Origin of the sequence: Pseudoxanthomonas sp. Root65 (genome assembly GCF_001427635.1) — a bacterium.
Taxonomy (GTDB): Bacteria; Pseudomonadota; Gammaproteobacteria; order Xanthomonadales; family Xanthomonadaceae; genus Pseudoxanthomonas_A.
In genome coordinates, this window is sequence record NZ_LMHA01000003.1 from 383,673 (window position 1) to 398,522 (window position 14,850).

Below are 14,850 nucleotides of genomic sequence, written 5' to 3' on the forward strand. Positions count from 1 at the left end.
GTTCCACCGCCACCAGCGCCCATTTCCACGGCGCGAACCGCTTCACCGCGACCAGCGCGGGGACGGCCTGGTCGCCGGATTTCGGCGCGACGTCGAGCACGTCATGGCCGTGGTCCTGTTCCAGCAGCGACTTCATCGCGGGCACGGAACCGGCGGCCACCACGTCGGTGTAAGGCGTGTCCTGGCTGGTAGGATGCGCGGCCATCCTGCCGTGCTGTTCGCCTTCGGCCAGGTCGACGACGAAGAAGTAACCGGCTTCGCCGAGCTTCGTCGTGCGCAGCTTGTCCTTCAGCGCGGCCAGTCCGTCGCCATAATTCTGGCCGACGAACAGGATGCCGACGGTGTTGCCTTCGGCATCCTGCAGCGGCTGGTAGTGGGTCATGTAGTCGCGGCCGAACAGGCGTGCGCGGCCGGTGTACGGCTTGTCTTCCAGCATCAGTGCGTAGGCCGGATGCTTGTGGTCCAGCGCCGTGCCGATGACGCGCTGGTCCTCGGCGTTGCGCAGCGAGGTGGTGGCACGGATGAAGTCGTCGCCCTGGCGCACGAACAGCGTGGCGACCACGCCGGTGGCGTCGGTGAAACGGTCCACATGGGTGAAGTCGAGGTTCACGGTCTGCTCGCCGAAGCGCAACGCCGGTACGTCGACATCGCCGATGGGCGTGCTGGCGGCAGCATCCACCGACACGTCGCCGGAGGGCAGCGACGCGCGGAAGCTGCGCGCCATCCGCTGCGTGGCATCGGTCAGCGTGCTGTCGTAGAGCGCGACGGATTCCAGCATGACCTGCGCGGCGACATCCAGGTCGGCCAGCGCACGGTCCTGGATGGCGCGGCTGGATTGTCGCTGGACCACGAAGGCGAGGATGGCGAGCACTACCGCGACGGCGACGGTGACCTGCAGGGAGAGTTTGCTGCCAAGGGAAAGACGCGCGAGTCGGGTCATGGGGCAGGGAGGTGGTTGAGGTATCAGGACCGGTATCGGCGTTACGCCCTCCAAATTGAGCGCTGCGTCAGGATTTTCCCGACGAACGGTAAATGCGTGTACGTGGAGCGGTGTCCTGCCCTCAACGCACACGGCCCGGACAAGCCGGGCCGTGTGGTGACCACGAAGCCGGCAGGCGCCGGGTGGGGCTCAGAACTCCTGCCAGTCGCCGTCGGCCAAGGCCGGCTCCGGCTTGCGCGGGGCCGGCTTGCGGGCCACCGCCTTGGCCGCGACCTTCGGCGTCGGCGTGGCCACGGCGGCGGCCGCGATCGCCTTGCGCACGGGGGCGCTGACCGTGGTGGCCTGCAGCTTGAACACCGAGACCGATTCGGTCAGCCCTTGCGCCTGCTCTTCCATCGAACGCGCGGCGGCGGTGGCTTCTTCCACCAGTGCGGCGTTCTGCTGGGTGGCTTCGTCCATCTGGGTGATGGTCTGGTTGACCTGCTCGATACCGGCGCTCTGTTCCTGCGACGCGGCGGAAATCTCGGCCATGATGTCGGTCACGCGCTGCACGCTGGCCACGATCTCGGCCATGGTGGCGCCGGCCTGGTTCACCAGCGCCGAGCCGTCGGCCACCTTGTCCACCGAGTTCTCGATCAGGCCCTTGATCTCTTTCGCGGCGTTCGCGCTGCGTTGCGCCAGCGTGCGGACTTCCGACGCGACCACGGCGAAGCCGCGGCCCTGTTCGCCGGCACGCGCCGCTTCCACGGCCGCGTTGAGCGCCAGGATATTGGTCTGGAACGCAATGCCGTCGATCACCGAGATGATCTCGGCGATCTTCTTCGAGGACTGCTCGATGTCGGTCATCGTGGTGACGACCTTGCCGACCACATCGCCACCCTGCGAGGCGACCGAGGCCGCACGATGTCGGTCATCGTGGTGACGACCTTGCCGACCACATCGCCACCCTGCGAGGCGACCGAGGCCGCACCGATGGCGAGCTGGTTGGCCTGGCGGGCGGACTCGGCGTTCTGGCGCACGGTGGAGGTCAGTTCCTCCATCGACGCGGCGGTTTCTTCGAGGTTGGCCGCCTGCTGCTCGGTGCGACGCGACAGGTCGTTGTTGCCTGCGGCGATCTCGCCGGCGGCGGTGTTGATGCTGGTGGCCGCCATCTGGATGCCGCCGACGATCTCGGTCAGCTGGCCGACGGTAGCGTTGGCGTCGTCGCGCATCGTGGCGAACACGCCGTGGAAGTCGCCTTCCATCCGTGCGGTCAGGTCGCCGCGGGCGATGGCCTGCAGCAGCTCGGACACTTCGGCCAGGTTGCCGTCGGTGGTTTCCATCAGACGGTTGACGCCGGACACCATTTCGCGGAAGTCGTATTCGTACTTGCTTTCGTCGCCGCGCTGCGAGAAATCGCCGGCCGCGGCTGCGGTGGCCAGTCGCTTGATGTCGCTGTTGATCGCCGACAGGTTGGCCTTGCACATGTCCATCGCTTCGGTGATGACGATCTTCTCGCCCGGCAGGCGATCCATGTCTTCCGACAGGTCACCGACGGCGTAGCGGCGCATCACTTCCACGGCGCGCATCTTCACGCCGATGTGCTGGGCGACCAGTGCGTTGGTCTCGCGCACCATGCGGCCGTATTCGCCGGGGAAGGCGCTGTCGTCGATGCGGTAGCTGATCCGGCCTTCGTCATGGCGCACCGCCATTTCGCTCTGGGCGGCGATGACCGACTTCACCTGCGTCTGCATGCGCTGCATGGAGCCGAGCAGGTCGCCGAGCTCACTGCGGTCGTCGATGATGATCTGGCGATCCAGCTGGCCGCGCGCCACGGCGTCGGCGACGCTCATGACCTCGGTCATCGGCCGCACGATCGAGCGGGTGATGAGGACCGCGGCCGCGATGGCCAGCATCAACGCCACTGCCACCAGCAGCCCGATGGCGCGGATGTTGTTGGTATAGCCGGCCTGCTGGGCGGCAACGGCTTCGTCCAGCTCCTTCATCTTGTCGTCCAGAATCACGGCCACCGCATCGGCCGCGGCCTGGCGCAGGTCGCCGGCGCCACTGGCGGGTGCCAGGTCGCCGACTTTGACCGATTCGATCAGGAGGCGGCTGTTGTCGAAGTAGAGCGCGGACTTGGCCAGCATCTGCTGGTACAACTCCTTCTGATGCGTGTCGGTGATGGTGGTCCCGTACGCTTTCGACAGCTCGTCGAAGGCCTTGCTTCCCGCCACCAGCTCGCCGGTGTACTCGGCAACTTTCTCCGGGTCCTGGTAGCCAGCGACCAGGCCGCGCTCACTGACCCGGTATTCGGCCAGCATCGTGGCCAGGCGTCCAAGGTCGCGGATGGCGGGCACCTCCTTGTTCGTGATCCCGACCACCACGCCCTGCGCCACGCCCATCCGCTGTACGGAGAACGCGCCGGTGGCGACGATGAGCAGGACGAGCACGGCGAAGCCGATGGCCAGGCGCTTGCCGATCTTGAGGTGCTTGAACATGAAGGCGGTCTCGATAGAGTTCAGTAGGTGGGGCCGGTGCATCAGGCGGAAGCCGTCGCGGTACGTGCCCTTGGTGCGGTGTCTCCCCCGGAGTAACGGCGGAATGTGACAGTTCTTGATGACCGCTCGGCGGAAAGGTAAGCGTGCTTACCTGTATGTCGACGGCATGCCCGCGCAGACCGTGACCGGGTGCGCAGGCAATGCGGAAAGCAGGCTTGGACGTGCATCTGCGCGCGCAGCGGCAACACGGACGGAGCGGCGGAGAACGTCGCGCGCGTCGTCTCGCGCTTCACGCCGCTGGCGCGGAACTCGAACGACGGCATGAGGTAACCATTGGCGCCCGTGTCCAAACATAGGCGCGCTTGCCCGAGCGCCAACAGAGCATGCCCGCGCAGACCGTGACCGGCTGCGCAGGCGATGCGGAAAGCACGGTCAGAAATGCATCTGAGCGCGCAGCTGGAACACGGACGGATCGGCGGAGAACGCGCCGCGCGTCGCATCGCTCTTCACGTAATTGGCCTGGAACTTGAAGTAGGGCGTCAGGTACCAGTTCGCGCCCAGCGTCCAGTTGTGTTCGCGACCACCGGCGATGCCGTCGCTGTCCAGGTCGATGCGGCTGTAGCGCGCCAGCAGCTCCAGCGCGCCGTACTTGCCCTTGGGCTTGGGGTTGCTGACGTTGCCGCCGCTGTAGCCGCGCGATTCGCCGGTCACCAGCCAACTGCCCAGCACGTAGCCGCCATCGGCCGAGTACGAAGGCAATCCCAGCTCGCGCGTGGTCTCCTGTCGCAGGTACTCGCCCTGCAGCGACCACGGGCCGTGGATCCACAGCGCTTCCAGGCCCATGCGCTCGATCTGGTCCACGCGCGTGAGCGTGCCGGAGTCGACCAGGCGCACGCCGGTGAGCGAGGCTTCCGGCTTGGCGCGCCAGCGCACGCTCGGATACACGGTGACGCCCAGACCATTGACCTCGCTGTCGGGACGTTCCTGCGATCCGGCAATGCCCAGGTGCAGTACGTCGCCGGCCGCCTTGCGCGGCGTCCACGCCAGCCGGAACGCCGCCGTGTCGCCCTTGTTGTTGCCCTGCAGGTCGGACTCGAAGAAGTAGCCGACGTTGGCGATGTAGTGCGCGCGTTCGAACGCCCAGTCGATGCCGCTGCGGCGGCCCTGGTAGAACGCCTGCGTGGGCAGCGACGGTTCCAGCATCGAGACGTGGCGGGTGCCGGTGTTGCCCTCGAAGCCGAGCGGCAGCTTCATCTGGCCGATGCGCACCTTGCCGGCGTCATGGCCGAACAGCGCCTTGGTTTCCAGGCGCAGGGCGACGTCGTTCCAGGTCTTGGCTTCGAAGTCGAAGGTCGCGCCGAAGTCGTACACGCCCTTGCGCTTGAGCGTCACGCCGATCTCCTGGCGGCGCCAGGCGTCGTCGTCTTCAAGCGCGGCGCCGTTGTAGCCCTCACCGGAAAAGCGGTTGAGGTCGTATTGCAGGTTGCCGCCCAGGCTCAGCTCGGTGCCGTCGGCGAAGCTGATCTTCGGCGGCCACGCGGCCGCGGTGGTGCGTCCGTCGTCGGCACGGGCGCCGGCGTGCACGGCCAGCAGCGAAAGGGCGAGGGTGGAGAGCAGGTACTTCATGCGGATACCGTCAGTGTAGGGGCGTGCGCCACCGGCCGTCGCCCCGTGGGGAGCGACGCGGTCGGGGACAACGCGGGGAATGGGGTCAGGCGGCCTGCTGCATCCGGCGCGCGCGGACCAGGCCACCGACATCGACGATCAATGCGACGCGGCCATCACCGAGGATGGTGGCGCCGGAAATGCCGTCGATGCGGCGGTAGTTGTTCTCGATGTTCTTCACCACGACCTGCTGCTGGCCGATCAGTTCGTCCACTTCCAGCGCCAGTTTATGGCCGTCGGCTTCCACCACCACCACCAGCGGATCGTCCGCCTCGCTCTGGCCGTAGCGGTAGTACTGGTTCAGCGCCACGATCGGCAGGTACTCGCCGCGCACGCGCAGCACGCGGCCTTCGCCGCCGACCGTGCGCACGTCCTCGGCCTGCGGTTGCAGCGCTTCCAGCACGTAGGTCAGCGGCAGGATCAGGGTTTCCTCGCCGACCGACACGGCCATGCCGTCGAGGATGGCGAGCGTCAGCGGCAGGCGGATCACCACGCGGGTGCCGTGGCCGGCGCTGCTTTCGAGCTGCACTTCGCCACCGAGCGCCTGGATGTTGCGGCGGACCACGTCCATGCCCACGCCACGACCGGACAGATCGGTGACGGCATCGGCGGTGGAGAAGCCGGGCTGGAAGATCAGGTCCCAGACCTGCGCGTCGGTGGGGTTTTCCGGCAGCGGCAGGCCGCGCTCGGCGGCCTTGGCGAGGATGCGGTCGCGGTTGAGGCCGCGGCCGTCGTCGCTGACTTCGATGACGATGTGGCCGCCCTGATGGGACGCGGCGAGCGTGATGGTGCCGGTCTCGTCCTTGCCCGATTGCGCGCGCACGTCCGGCATTTCCAGACCGTGGTCGATCGAGTTGCGGACCAGGTGCACGAGCGGATCGGCGATGCGTTCGATCAGGCCCTTGTCCAGCTCGGTGCCTTCGCCGATGGTGCGCAGGCGCACCTGCTTGCCGAGGCGCGCGGACAGGTCGCGGACCAGACGCGGGAAGCGGCGGAACACGGCGTCCACCGGCAGCATGCGCACGCCGATGACGGCTTCCTGCAGGTCGCGGGTATTGCGTTCCAGCAGGTCCAGGCCGGCGAACAGTCGCTCGCACTGGGCCTGGTCGAGCAGGCCGGAGACCTGCTTCAGCATGGCCTGGGTGATGACCAGTTCACCGACGAGGTTGATCAGGCCGTCAATCTTGTCGACGCTGACGCGGATGGAGCTTTCGGCGGCGTCGTTGGCGGCGGGCGCGGCAGCGGGCGCCTGCGCGCCGCTGGCGACGACCGCGGCCACGGGCTGCGCCGCCACGGCGACGGCGTCGACCGGCACCGCGTTGCGCTGCATCGGCTGGATGTCGAGTTCGCAATCGTCGACGACCCAGGCGAACACGTCGTCCACGGCGCTGCGCGGGACCTTGCCGATCAGGCCCAGATCCCAGGCGAGATAGGCTTCCAGCGGATCGATCTGCTCGAAGCCGGGCAGGCGTTCCATGCGGCACGCGATTTCCAGCGGCCCCAGGTGTTCCAATTCGCGCAGGATGCGCAGCGGATCGTTGCCGCTCATGAACAGCGACGGCGCCGGCGTGAAGCCGATCTTCCAGCCGTCAGGTTCGGCCTCGGCGACGGCAGCGGCGGCCGGAGCGGCGGACGCGGGCGCGTCCTGTCCCGACAGCACGGCGTTGAGACGGTCCTTCATGGCCTGCACGGCGGCCGGATCTGCCGGCGTGCCGTGCTCGGCTTCGGCCAGCAGGGCGCGCAGCACGTCGACCGAGGCCAGCATCGCGTCGACCGCCGGCGGGCTGACCGCACGCTGGCCGGCGCGCAGTTCGTCGAGCAGCGTTTCCAGCACGTGGGTCATGCCGGCGATGGCGTCGAAGCCGAACGTCGCCGAGCCGCCCTTGATCGAGTGCGCGGCGCGGAAGATGGAGTTGATCAGGTCGCCGTCACGGTTGCCCTGTTCCAGCGACAGCAGGCCGGCTTCCATGGCTTCCAGCCCTTCGCGGCTTTCCTCGAAGAACGTGGCGTGGAAGCGCTGCATGTCCATGTTCATTGCGACGGTGCCCTGATGCGGTCGAAGGGAAGGAGAGGAGGGGAGGATCAGCCCAGGACTTTCTGGACGGTGGCGACCAGTTGTTCCGGGTTGAACGGCTTGACCAGCCAGCCGGTGGCGCCGGCGGCCTTGCCTTCGGCCTTCTTGTCGGCGGCCGACTCGGTGGTCAGCATCAGCATGGGCGTGAACTTGTAGTCCGGCAGCCCGCGCAGCGCGCGGATCAGCGAGATGCCGTCCATGTTGGGCATGTTGACGTCGGTGACCACGGCGTTGAACTTCTGTCCCTGCGCGCGCCCCAGCGCCACCTGGCCGTCTTCGGCTTCATCGACCGAGAAACCCGCCGAGCTCAGGGCGAAGGCGACCATCTGTCGCATCGAGGCCGAATCGTCCACTACCAGAATGCGTGCGCTCATGCGGCGTTCTCCACTTGTTGCGTGTTGTGTTCGTTGTCGTTGGCCAGGCCCAGCTGTGGTGCCAGACCGAGCAGCCGCGCGGCGTCGCGGAAGCTCTGGCTGACCGCACTGAAATCGGTGGCCAGGCCGGCCTGCTCGCGCTGGCGCACGAAGCTGCACAGCACCTGCAGGCTGGCGGTATGCACGCGCTGCACGGTGCCGGCGTCCAGCGCCAGCGGTTCCGGCTGCGCGATGTGCGGGGCCAGGTGCTGCTTGAGGTCGGTGGCGGCCTCGATACCGAGGTCGTCACCCAGGGGCACAGCGCTCATCGTGTCTCCGGAAGGGCGGCTCTAGTGAGGTATCGGCGCGGGGTGGCCGGTCTTGAGGTGCGGAAGTGAAAATGTGATGGACTGCTGGAAAGGCAGGAGTGAGGGGAGAGGAGTGAGGAGTGAGCGGAAGCGAAGCAGCTCTTGCGGTTACTCACTTCTCACTCCTCTCCACTCGCTACTCGCTACTCGCTTCACTGCAGGATCCGCGACGCATCCAGCAGGATCACCGCGCACTCGTTGAGGCGTGCCACGCCGCGGAACAGCGGATTGGCGATGCGGCCGACGCGGGCGTTGTCCGGCGATTCGATCTGCTGGTCGGCGAGATTGGCCACGTCCTCCACCGCGGTGACGCGCAGGCCCAGGGTTTCGCCATGTTCTTCGAGCACGACGATGCGGGTGGCGGCGTCGGATTCGATCGGGCGCCGGCCCAGGTACAGGCCCAGGTCGATCACCGGCACCACCTGGCCACGCAGGTTCATCACGCCCAGCATGTGCGGTGCGGCGCCGCGCAGCGGCAGCAGGGTGGCCGGACGCACGACTTCCTGCACCTTCAGCAGTTCCAGCGCGTAATGCTGCTGGTCGCAGCGCAGGCGCAGCCAGCGGGTCTTGCGTTCGGTCGCGCGCCGGCGTTCGCCGTGGTCCGTCGGCGTGAGCAGGTAGGGCTTGTCCGGCAACGGCGGCATGGCGCGCGGTGGCGGCGATGCCGGAACGGGCGCGGGCGCGATGACCGGCGCGGCCGGGGCAGCCACGCGCGCGGTCGGCGCGGCGCCGCCGTGGAGTTCGTCGAGCAGGGCTTCGAATTCGTCGTCGCCGATCATGTCGTCGCTGCGGCCGGGACGCGTCGGGGCGACCGCCAGTGCAGGTGCCGCGGCGGCGGGCGGCGGTGCAGGCGCAGGTGCGGCGGCAACCACCGCGGTCGGGACGCCGTCGCCATGCAACTGGTCGAGCAGGGCTTCGAACTCGTCGTCGCTGATCAGTTCCGCCTCGCTGCCGGGACGCGTCGGCGCCACCGCCAGTGCGGGTGCGGGCGTCGGAGCCACCTCGGCGGCCGGCGCGAGGACGACCGGTGCAATGTCCACGACCGGCGCGGCACGCTCGATCGCCTCCGCGACCACGGCCGGTGCTGGCGGCGTCGCAGGCAGGCCGGCGTCGCCGAGCAGGTCGAGCAGGTAGTCGTCGAGGACGGCCGGGGTGGTCATGCCGCCTGCTCCGTGTCGCGCGCTTCGGTCAGCAGCAGCCAGTCGAGCGCGCGGCGGTACGCCGACAACCCACGGCCGGGGTACTGCGTGGCCGGGCTGGAGCGCGTCAGCGCGTCGACGCTGCAGATGCGGGTGTCATTGGGGATGGCGTCGTTCCAGACGCGCTCGCCGTATTCCTCCTGCATCGCCTTGAGCGTGTCCGCGCCGGTACGCGTGCGCTTGTCGTGCAGGGTGGGCAGGATCGAGACCGGCAGCACGCGATGGCGCGAGCGCTGGATCATGTCGGCGGTGCGGCACATGCCCTTCAGGCCGTGCAGCGCCAGCGGTTCGGTCTGGGTGGGAATGATGACGTGGTCGGCCGCGGCCAGCGCGTTGACCATCAGCAGGCCCAGCGTGGGCGGACAGTCGAACAGCACGTGGTCCCAGGCCTGCCCGCCGCGCGCCAGCGCATTGGACAGCGCCAGGCCGAGGCCGGGCTGGGTGGCACTGCGGCGCTCCAGCGTGGCCAGCGGCGTCTGCGCGGCGACGAAGGACAGGTTCTCGATCTCGGTGGCGCGCGCCACGCTGGCGAGCGTGGGCGGCTGCTCGTCGAACAGTTCCAGCACGCCGGTCGGCTGCGGATCGGTGGCCACGCCGAACGCGCGCGTCAGCGAGGCATGCGGATCCAGGTCGACCAGCAGCACGCGATGGCCGCGCATGGCCAGGCCGCGCCCGAGGGCGAGGGTGGTGGTGGTCTTGCCGACGCCGCCTTTCTGGTTGGCGATTGCCCACACGCGCATCACGGTACTCCTTCATGGACCTGGGGCGCCGGCGGCGCTCCGGGCATGGGCGACGCGGCGTGGGTCGGCAACGGCGGCAGCGGGATCACTGACGGCGGAGCGACGGCCTGTTGCTGCGCATGCAAGTCCGGTGCCGGACCGGTCGGACTGGCCAGGATCACCAGCAGCACGCGGCGGTTGGTGTTGCGGCCTTCCTCACTGGCGTTGTCGGCGATGGGGCGGAACTCGCCGTACCCGATCATCGCCAGCCGTTCCGGCGGAATTCCGTCGCGCACGAACAGGTGCACCACGCTGGCCGCGCGGGCCGACGACAGTTCCCAGTTGGAGGGGAACTGCGAGGTGCGGATCGGTCGGTCGTCGGTGTAGCCCTCCACCCGTACGGAGTTGGGCACGTTGCCCAGCACTTCGGCCAGCTTGCCGACGGTCTGCTGCGCCTGCGGGTCGAGCGCCGCCGAGCCGGTGGTGAACAGGATGTCGCTGTTGATCTGCACTTCCAGCCACAGCGCCGAGCGCTTGATGGTCACCAGCTTCTCGTCGATCAGCGGCGCCAGCGCGCGCTCCAGGTCGTCGGCGATGCGCTTGAGCTCGCCCTGCGCGGCCTGCAGGCCGGCGGCGTCCAGCGACATGTTCATCTGCGAGGCCATCGCGGCCAGCAGGGTGACGTTGGGCGACGGCGAGGGCGCCGACGGCCCTTCCTTGGCCCCGGACTTGATGGGCGAGGGACGGTCGAAGTCCGAGCCCTGCAACTGGTGGTTGCCCACCTGCACCGGATTGATCGTGCGCGGCGCGCCGCCGAACGCGGCGGTGAGCGCATCGGCCACCACGCGGTACTTGCCTTCGTTGACGGTGGAGATGGCGTACATCACCACGAAGAAGGCCAGCAGCAGCGTCATCAGGTCGGCGTAGGGGATCGCCCAGGCCTCGTGGTTGGCGTGCTCTTCGTGCTTCTTCCTGCGTGCCATCGCCGTCGTCCCGCCGGGTCAGTGCAGGAAGCCGGCCAGCTTGGCCTCGATGTTGCGCGGATTCTCGCCCTGGGCGATGGCGATCAGGCCTTCGATGATCATTTCCTGCTCGCGGCTGCGCCCGCCGATCACGCTCTTCAGCTTGCTGGCGATGGGCAGGAAGAACAGGTTGGCCGAGGCGATGCCGTAGATGGTGGCGGTGAACGCGGCGGCGATGCCGTGGCCCAGCTTGCTGGGGTCGGCCAGGTTCTTCATCACCGCGATCAGGCCGAACACGGCGCCGATGATGCCCAGCGTGGGGGCGTAGATGCCCATCGCCTCGAACACCTTGGCGGCGGCCAGGTCCTGGTGTTCCTGGCCGTTGAGGTCGATCTCCATCATGTGCCGGATCGATTCCGGTTCCACACCGTCGACCAGCATCTGCAGGCCCTTCTTCAGGAACGGATCGTCCTGCTGGCTGACCACCGGCTCCAGGCCCAGCAGGCCCTGCTTGCGTGCGATGTTGCTCCACTCGACGATCTGCGCGAGCAGCGCGTCGCCGTCGGTGCCCGGCGGGCGGATCACCCAGCGGGCGATCGACACCGCGCGCTTGAACACCGGCGGCGGCGTATGCACCAGGATCGCGGCCAGCGTGCCGAGGATGACGATGACGAATGCCGCCGACGACCACAGCGACGACAGGCCGGCTCCCTTGAGGATGCTGCCGCCCACCAGCGCGACCAGCGCCAGCAGGAGTCCGATGAGGCTGAAGATATCCATGTGCTGATCTATCGGCCTGGTCGAGAGGGACTTGAGGTGGACCGCTTGTGGGAGCGACGTAAGTCGCGATCGCGATCACACCCAGATCGTTGTTGTGGGAGCGACGTAAGTCGCGATGGCCGCGAGACGGATGGGTAGAGGGTCTTGATGTCTGAGAGAAAAAGCTCGCGACTTACGTCGCTCCCACAACAGCCCGGCACCCACACCCACTCGGCACCCACAGCAGCCCGGCTCCCGCGCCCGCCCACTGCGTCACGCCGTCGCGCGCAGCCCGTCGACATCCAGGATCAGGGCCATGCGGCCGTCGCCGATCAGCGTGGCGCCGGCGTAGCCGGGCAGGCCGCGCACGGCGCGCGGCAGCGGCTTGATGACGACTTCCTCGCGGCCGCGGACCTGGTCGACGATCAGGCCGAAGCGCTGCTCGCCCATCTGCAGCACCACGATGGTCAGCAGCGGCGCCATGAACGGGTCCACGCGCAGCCACTGGCGCAGGTCGACCAGCGGCAGGGTATGGCTCTGGCGGTCCAGCACGGCCTGGCCGTCGAACCAGCGCAGGCTTTCCGACGGCGCGTGCAGCACTTCCATCACGCGCGCCAGCGGCAGCGCGTAGACGGGGTCGCCGGCCTGCACCAGCAGGGTCGGCAGGATGGCCAGCGTCAGCGGCACGCGGATGACGAAACGGCTGCCGCGACCGACATCGGAATGGATGGTGATCTGGCCGCTGAGTTCGCGGATGCGCGACTGCACCACGTCCATGCCGACGCCGCGGCCGGAAATGTCGGTGACCTCGGCCTTGGTCGAGAAGCCCGGCAGGAAGATCAGCTGCAGGCATTCGTCGTGGCTGAGGCGGGCGGCGGCCTCGGGATCGATCAGGCCTTTTTCCAGCGCCTTGACGCGCAGGCGTTCCGGATCGATGCCGGCGCCGTCGTCGCGGATCTCGATGGTGACAAAGTCGCCTTCCTGCTGCGCCGACAGCCGCACATGGCCCTGCCTGGGCTTGCTGCAGGCCTCGCGCAGCGACGGCACTTCGATCCCGTGGTCGATCGCGTTGCGCACCAGGTGCACCAGCGGATCGGCCAGCGCCTCGACCAGGTTGCGGTCGAGCTCCGTGTCGGCGCCGACCAGTTCCAGGTCGACTTCCTTCTGCAGCTGGCGGGCGACGTCGCGAGCGACCTTGGGGAAGCGCGAGAACACCTTGCCGACCGGCTGCATGCGCGTACGCATCACGGCGGTCTGCAGGCGTGCGGTGGCGATGTCCAGGCTGCTGACGGCGCGGTCCAGTTCCTCGTCGCGGATGCGCGCGCGCAGCGTCTTCAGGCGGTTGCGCGACAGCACCAGCTCGCCGACGAGGTTGACGATGGCATCCAGCCGCTTGGTGTCCACGCGGATGGTCTGTTCGACCTCGCCGCCGGCCTTGGCGGCGGGCTTCGGCGCGGCGGGTCTGGCCGGAGCGGGCGCCGGTGCGGCTCGCGGTGGCGTGGGCGCAGGCGCGGCCAAGGTCGTCGGCGCGCCATCGCCGTGCAGCTGGTCGAGCAGCGCTTCGAATTCGTCGTCGCTGATCATGTCGCCGCCCGCGGCGGGCGCCGTCGGTGTCGCCAGTGCAGCAGGCGCAGAGCGAGGTGCGGGGGCGCCACCGTGCACGTCGAACTGGTCGATCAGGATCTGTGGCGCATGCGGCGGGTCTTCGCCGGCGCCGATGGCGTCCAGCATCTGCTGCAGCCAGTCCAGCGACTGCTGCGCGGCGTCGAAGTGCTGCGCTTCCAGCGCGGCCTGACCGGCGCGGACCAGGCCCAAGGTCTCTTCGGCCGCGTGGCACAGGTTGACCATGGGCTGGATGCCGAGGAAGCCGGCACCACCCTTGAGGGTGTGGAAGCCGCGGAACACCGCGTTGAGCTGGTCGCTGTCGGACGGGTCCTGTTCCAGCGTGACCAGCTGTTCGCCGAGCCGGTCGAGGATTTCCTGCGCTTCGATCAGGAAGTCGGCGGCGATTTCGGGCGTGACGGCGGACATGGGCGGGACGGATACCGGGGCAGGCGATCAGCGGGAGGAATCGAGCAGGGCCGGGGCGGCGCGGCGTCGCAGGAAACGGCCGACCAGCGCATCGCAGACCAGCAGCGATCCCACGAACAGCAGGACGACGGGGTGACGGGAACGGCGGGCGGCAGCGGCGGGCATGGCGGGTCTCCGGTTCCGCAGCGCGTGTCCCCCGGGGCTACAACCCCAGGCCGGACAGCAGGTCGTCGGCGTCGTCCTGCGAAAACGCGTTGCGGTCAAGACCAGCAACGGCCGGACCGGCGAGTTCTGAAGCCTTGTCGCGGTTTTTTTCCGGTGGCGGCAGGCCGAGCGCGCCGAAACCCTCGTGCACGCGACGCACGATGCCGGCCACGCGGCGGATGATCTGGCCGGTGAGGTCCTGGTAACTCTGCGCCAGCGCCATCTCGGACAGGCCCTTGCCGATGCTGTCCACCAGCGCGGCCTGCGCCGGCGACAGGTCGGTGGCTTTCAGCTGGGTGGCGTAGCCACGGCACTGTTCGGCCAGGTCCAGCGTCTTGTGGCTGGCCTGCTCGGTCATCTCCACCACGTGGTCCAGGCGTGCACAGGCGTCATCGAGTTCGTCCGGACCGGTCGGCGGCAGCTCGCCCAGCGTCTGCGCCAGCTCACGCGCCAAGCGTCCCAGGCCCTGCATCATCGGCTGCGTGCGCCACGCGGCGATGGCATCCAGTTCGCGACGCCAGCCGGCTTCGTCGCCCTGTTCCAGGGCGTCGAGGGCGTGCTGCAGTTTCTCCACCAGCGCCGCGCGGGCAGCGGTGGCGTCGACGACGGCGTTCATCAGGCGGCCGCTCCCAGGCGTTCGAAGATCTTGCCCAGCTTCTCTTCCAGCGTCTGCGCGGTGAACGGCTTGATGATGTAGCCGTTCACGCCGTTCTGCGCCGCTTCGATGATCTGCTCGCGCTTGGCCTCGGCGGTCACCATCAGCACCGGCAGGGTCTTGTAGCGGTCGTCGGCGCGGATGGCCTTCAGCAGCTCGATGCCGGTCATGCCGGGCATGTTCCAGTCGGTGACCACGAAGTCGAAACCGCCCTGGCCCAGCGCCGTCAATGCGCTGTTGCCGTCCTCGGCCTCGGCGGTGTTCGTGTAGCCCAGGTCGTTGAGCAGGTTCTTGATGATGCGGCGCATGGTGGAGAAATCGTCCACGATCAGGATGCGCATGTTCTTGTTGGTCACGGGTGCTCCGGTATTGCGTGGACGGCGAGTCTGGAGGGGGTATCGGCCGGGGCCGGGAAATGTTTAGGGGCGGTGGATGACGCGG

At 68.5% G+C, this 14,850-nt stretch carries 11 protein-coding genes and 3 pseudogenes; all 14 read right to left on the reverse strand.

All coding sequences use genetic code 11. From position 1 onward, the window contains the following. Window positions 1-25: 25 nt before the first annotated feature. Window positions 26-940 (reverse strand): annotated as a pseudogene (locus ASD77_RS18560) (Cache 3/Cache 2 fusion domain-containing protein); the annotation flags it as partial. A 189-nt stretch (window positions 941-1,129) separates the two neighbouring features. Then, a pseudogene (locus ASD77_RS16440) lies at window positions 1,130-3,420 on the reverse strand (methyl-accepting chemotaxis protein). Window positions 3,421-3,852: 432 nt separating this feature from the next. Continuing rightward, a complete protein-coding gene (locus ASD77_RS16445) occupies window positions 3,853-5,046 on the reverse strand; it encodes a porin (RefSeq protein ID WP_055944456.1) in 1,194 nt (397 codons plus the stop codon). Window positions 5,047-5,131: 85 nt separating this feature from the next. Next, window positions 5,132-7,120: a chemotaxis protein CheA gene (locus ASD77_RS16450; RefSeq protein ID WP_055944459.1), complete on the reverse strand. Its 1,989-nt coding sequence runs from the start codon at window positions 7,118-7,120 to the stop codon at window positions 5,132-5,134. Window positions 7,121-7,167: 47 nt separating this feature from the next. Then, a complete protein-coding gene (locus tag ASD77_RS16455) occupies window positions 7,168-7,533 on the reverse strand; it encodes a response regulator (RefSeq protein WP_055944462.1) in 366 nt (121 codons plus the stop codon). Further along, complete coding sequence (locus ASD77_RS16460) at window positions 7,530-7,841, reverse strand: STAS domain-containing protein (RefSeq protein ID WP_055944465.1); 312 nt, start codon at window positions 7,839-7,841, stop codon at window positions 7,530-7,532. Before ASD77_RS16460 ends, ASD77_RS16455 begins: the two co-directional genes overlap by 4 nt. 191 nt (window positions 7,842-8,032) lie before the next feature. Next, window positions 8,033-9,040, reverse strand: coding sequence for a chemotaxis protein CheW (locus ASD77_RS16465; protein ID WP_055944468.1), 1,008 nt, complete (start codon window positions 9,038-9,040; stop codon window positions 8,033-8,035). After that, window positions 9,037-9,819, reverse strand: a complete 783-nt coding sequence (locus tag ASD77_RS16470; protein WP_055944471.1) for a ParA family protein — start codon at window positions 9,817-9,819, stop codon at window positions 9,037-9,039. Before ASD77_RS16470 ends, ASD77_RS16465 begins: the two co-directional genes overlap by 4 nt. 149 nt (window positions 9,820-9,968) lie before the next feature. Next, a pseudogene (gene motD / locus ASD77_RS16475) lies at window positions 9,969-10,781 on the reverse strand (flagellar motor protein MotD); the annotation flags it as partial. An 18-nt stretch (window positions 10,782-10,799) separates the two neighbouring features. Further along, window positions 10,800-11,540: a flagellar motor protein gene (locus ASD77_RS16480; protein ID WP_055944475.1), complete on the reverse strand. Its 741-nt coding sequence runs from the start codon at window positions 11,538-11,540 to the stop codon at window positions 10,800-10,802. Between the two features lie 252 nt (window positions 11,541-11,792). Further along, the gene (locus tag ASD77_RS16485; RefSeq protein WP_055944478.1) at window positions 11,793-13,550 is read right to left on the reverse strand and encodes a chemotaxis protein CheA; all 1,758 of its coding nucleotides are present in this window, start codon (window positions 13,548-13,550) and stop codon (window positions 11,793-11,795) included. Window positions 13,551-13,577: 27 nt separating this feature from the next. After that, on the reverse strand, window positions 13,578-13,715 hold the full coding sequence (locus ASD77_RS18240; protein WP_156383701.1) for a hypothetical protein: 138 nt from the start codon (window positions 13,713-13,715) through the stop codon (window positions 13,578-13,580). 37 nt (window positions 13,716-13,752) lie between these two features. After that, window positions 13,753-14,370, reverse strand: a complete 618-nt coding sequence (locus ASD77_RS16490; RefSeq protein ID WP_055944481.1) for a protein phosphatase CheZ — start codon at window positions 14,368-14,370, stop codon at window positions 13,753-13,755. Next, window positions 14,370-14,750, reverse strand: coding sequence for a chemotaxis response regulator CheY (gene cheY, locus ASD77_RS16495; RefSeq protein ID WP_055945081.1), 381 nt, complete (start codon window positions 14,748-14,750; stop codon window positions 14,370-14,372). Before cheY ends, ASD77_RS16490 begins: the two co-directional genes overlap by 1 nt. Window positions 14,751-14,850: the final 100 nt, after the last annotated feature.

Coding starts and splice junctions, on each gene's coding strand:
- cheY (WP_055945081.1), bottom strand. CDS start 14,750: ATGCGCATCCTGATCGTGGACGATTTCTCCACCATGCGCCGCATCATC.
- ASD77_RS16450 (WP_055944459.1), bottom strand. CDS start 7,120: ATGAACATGGACATGCAGCGCTTCCACGCCACGTTCTTCGAGGAAAGC.
- ASD77_RS16465 (WP_055944468.1), bottom strand. CDS start 9,040: ATGACCACCCCGGCCGTCCTCGACGACTACCTGCTCGACCTGCTCGGC.
- ASD77_RS16470 (WP_055944471.1), bottom strand. CDS start 9,819: ATGCGCGTGTGGGCAATCGCCAACCAGAAAGGCGGCGTCGGCAAGACC.
- ASD77_RS16490 (WP_055944481.1), bottom strand. CDS start 14,370: ATGAACGCCGTCGTCGACGCCACCGCTGCCCGCGCGGCGCTGGTGGAG.
- ASD77_RS16460 (WP_055944465.1), bottom strand. CDS start 7,841: ATGAGCGCTGTGCCCCTGGGTGACGACCTCGGTATCGAGGCCGCCACC.
- ASD77_RS16480 (WP_055944475.1), bottom strand. CDS start 11,540: ATGGATATCTTCAGCCTCATCGGACTCCTGCTGGCGCTGGTCGCGCTG.
- ASD77_RS16445 (WP_055944456.1), bottom strand. CDS start 5,046: ATGAAGTACCTGCTCTCCACCCTCGCCCTTTCGCTGCTGGCCGTGCAC.
- ASD77_RS16485 (WP_055944478.1), bottom strand. CDS start 13,550: ATGTCCGCCGTCACGCCCGAAATCGCCGCCGACTTCCTGATCGAAGCG.
- ASD77_RS16455 (WP_055944462.1), bottom strand. CDS start 7,533: ATGAGCGCACGCATTCTGGTAGTGGACGATTCGGCCTCGATGCGACAG.
- ASD77_RS18240 (WP_156383701.1), bottom strand. CDS start 13,715: ATGCCCGCCGCTGCCGCCCGCCGTTCCCGTCACCCCGTCGTCCTGCTG.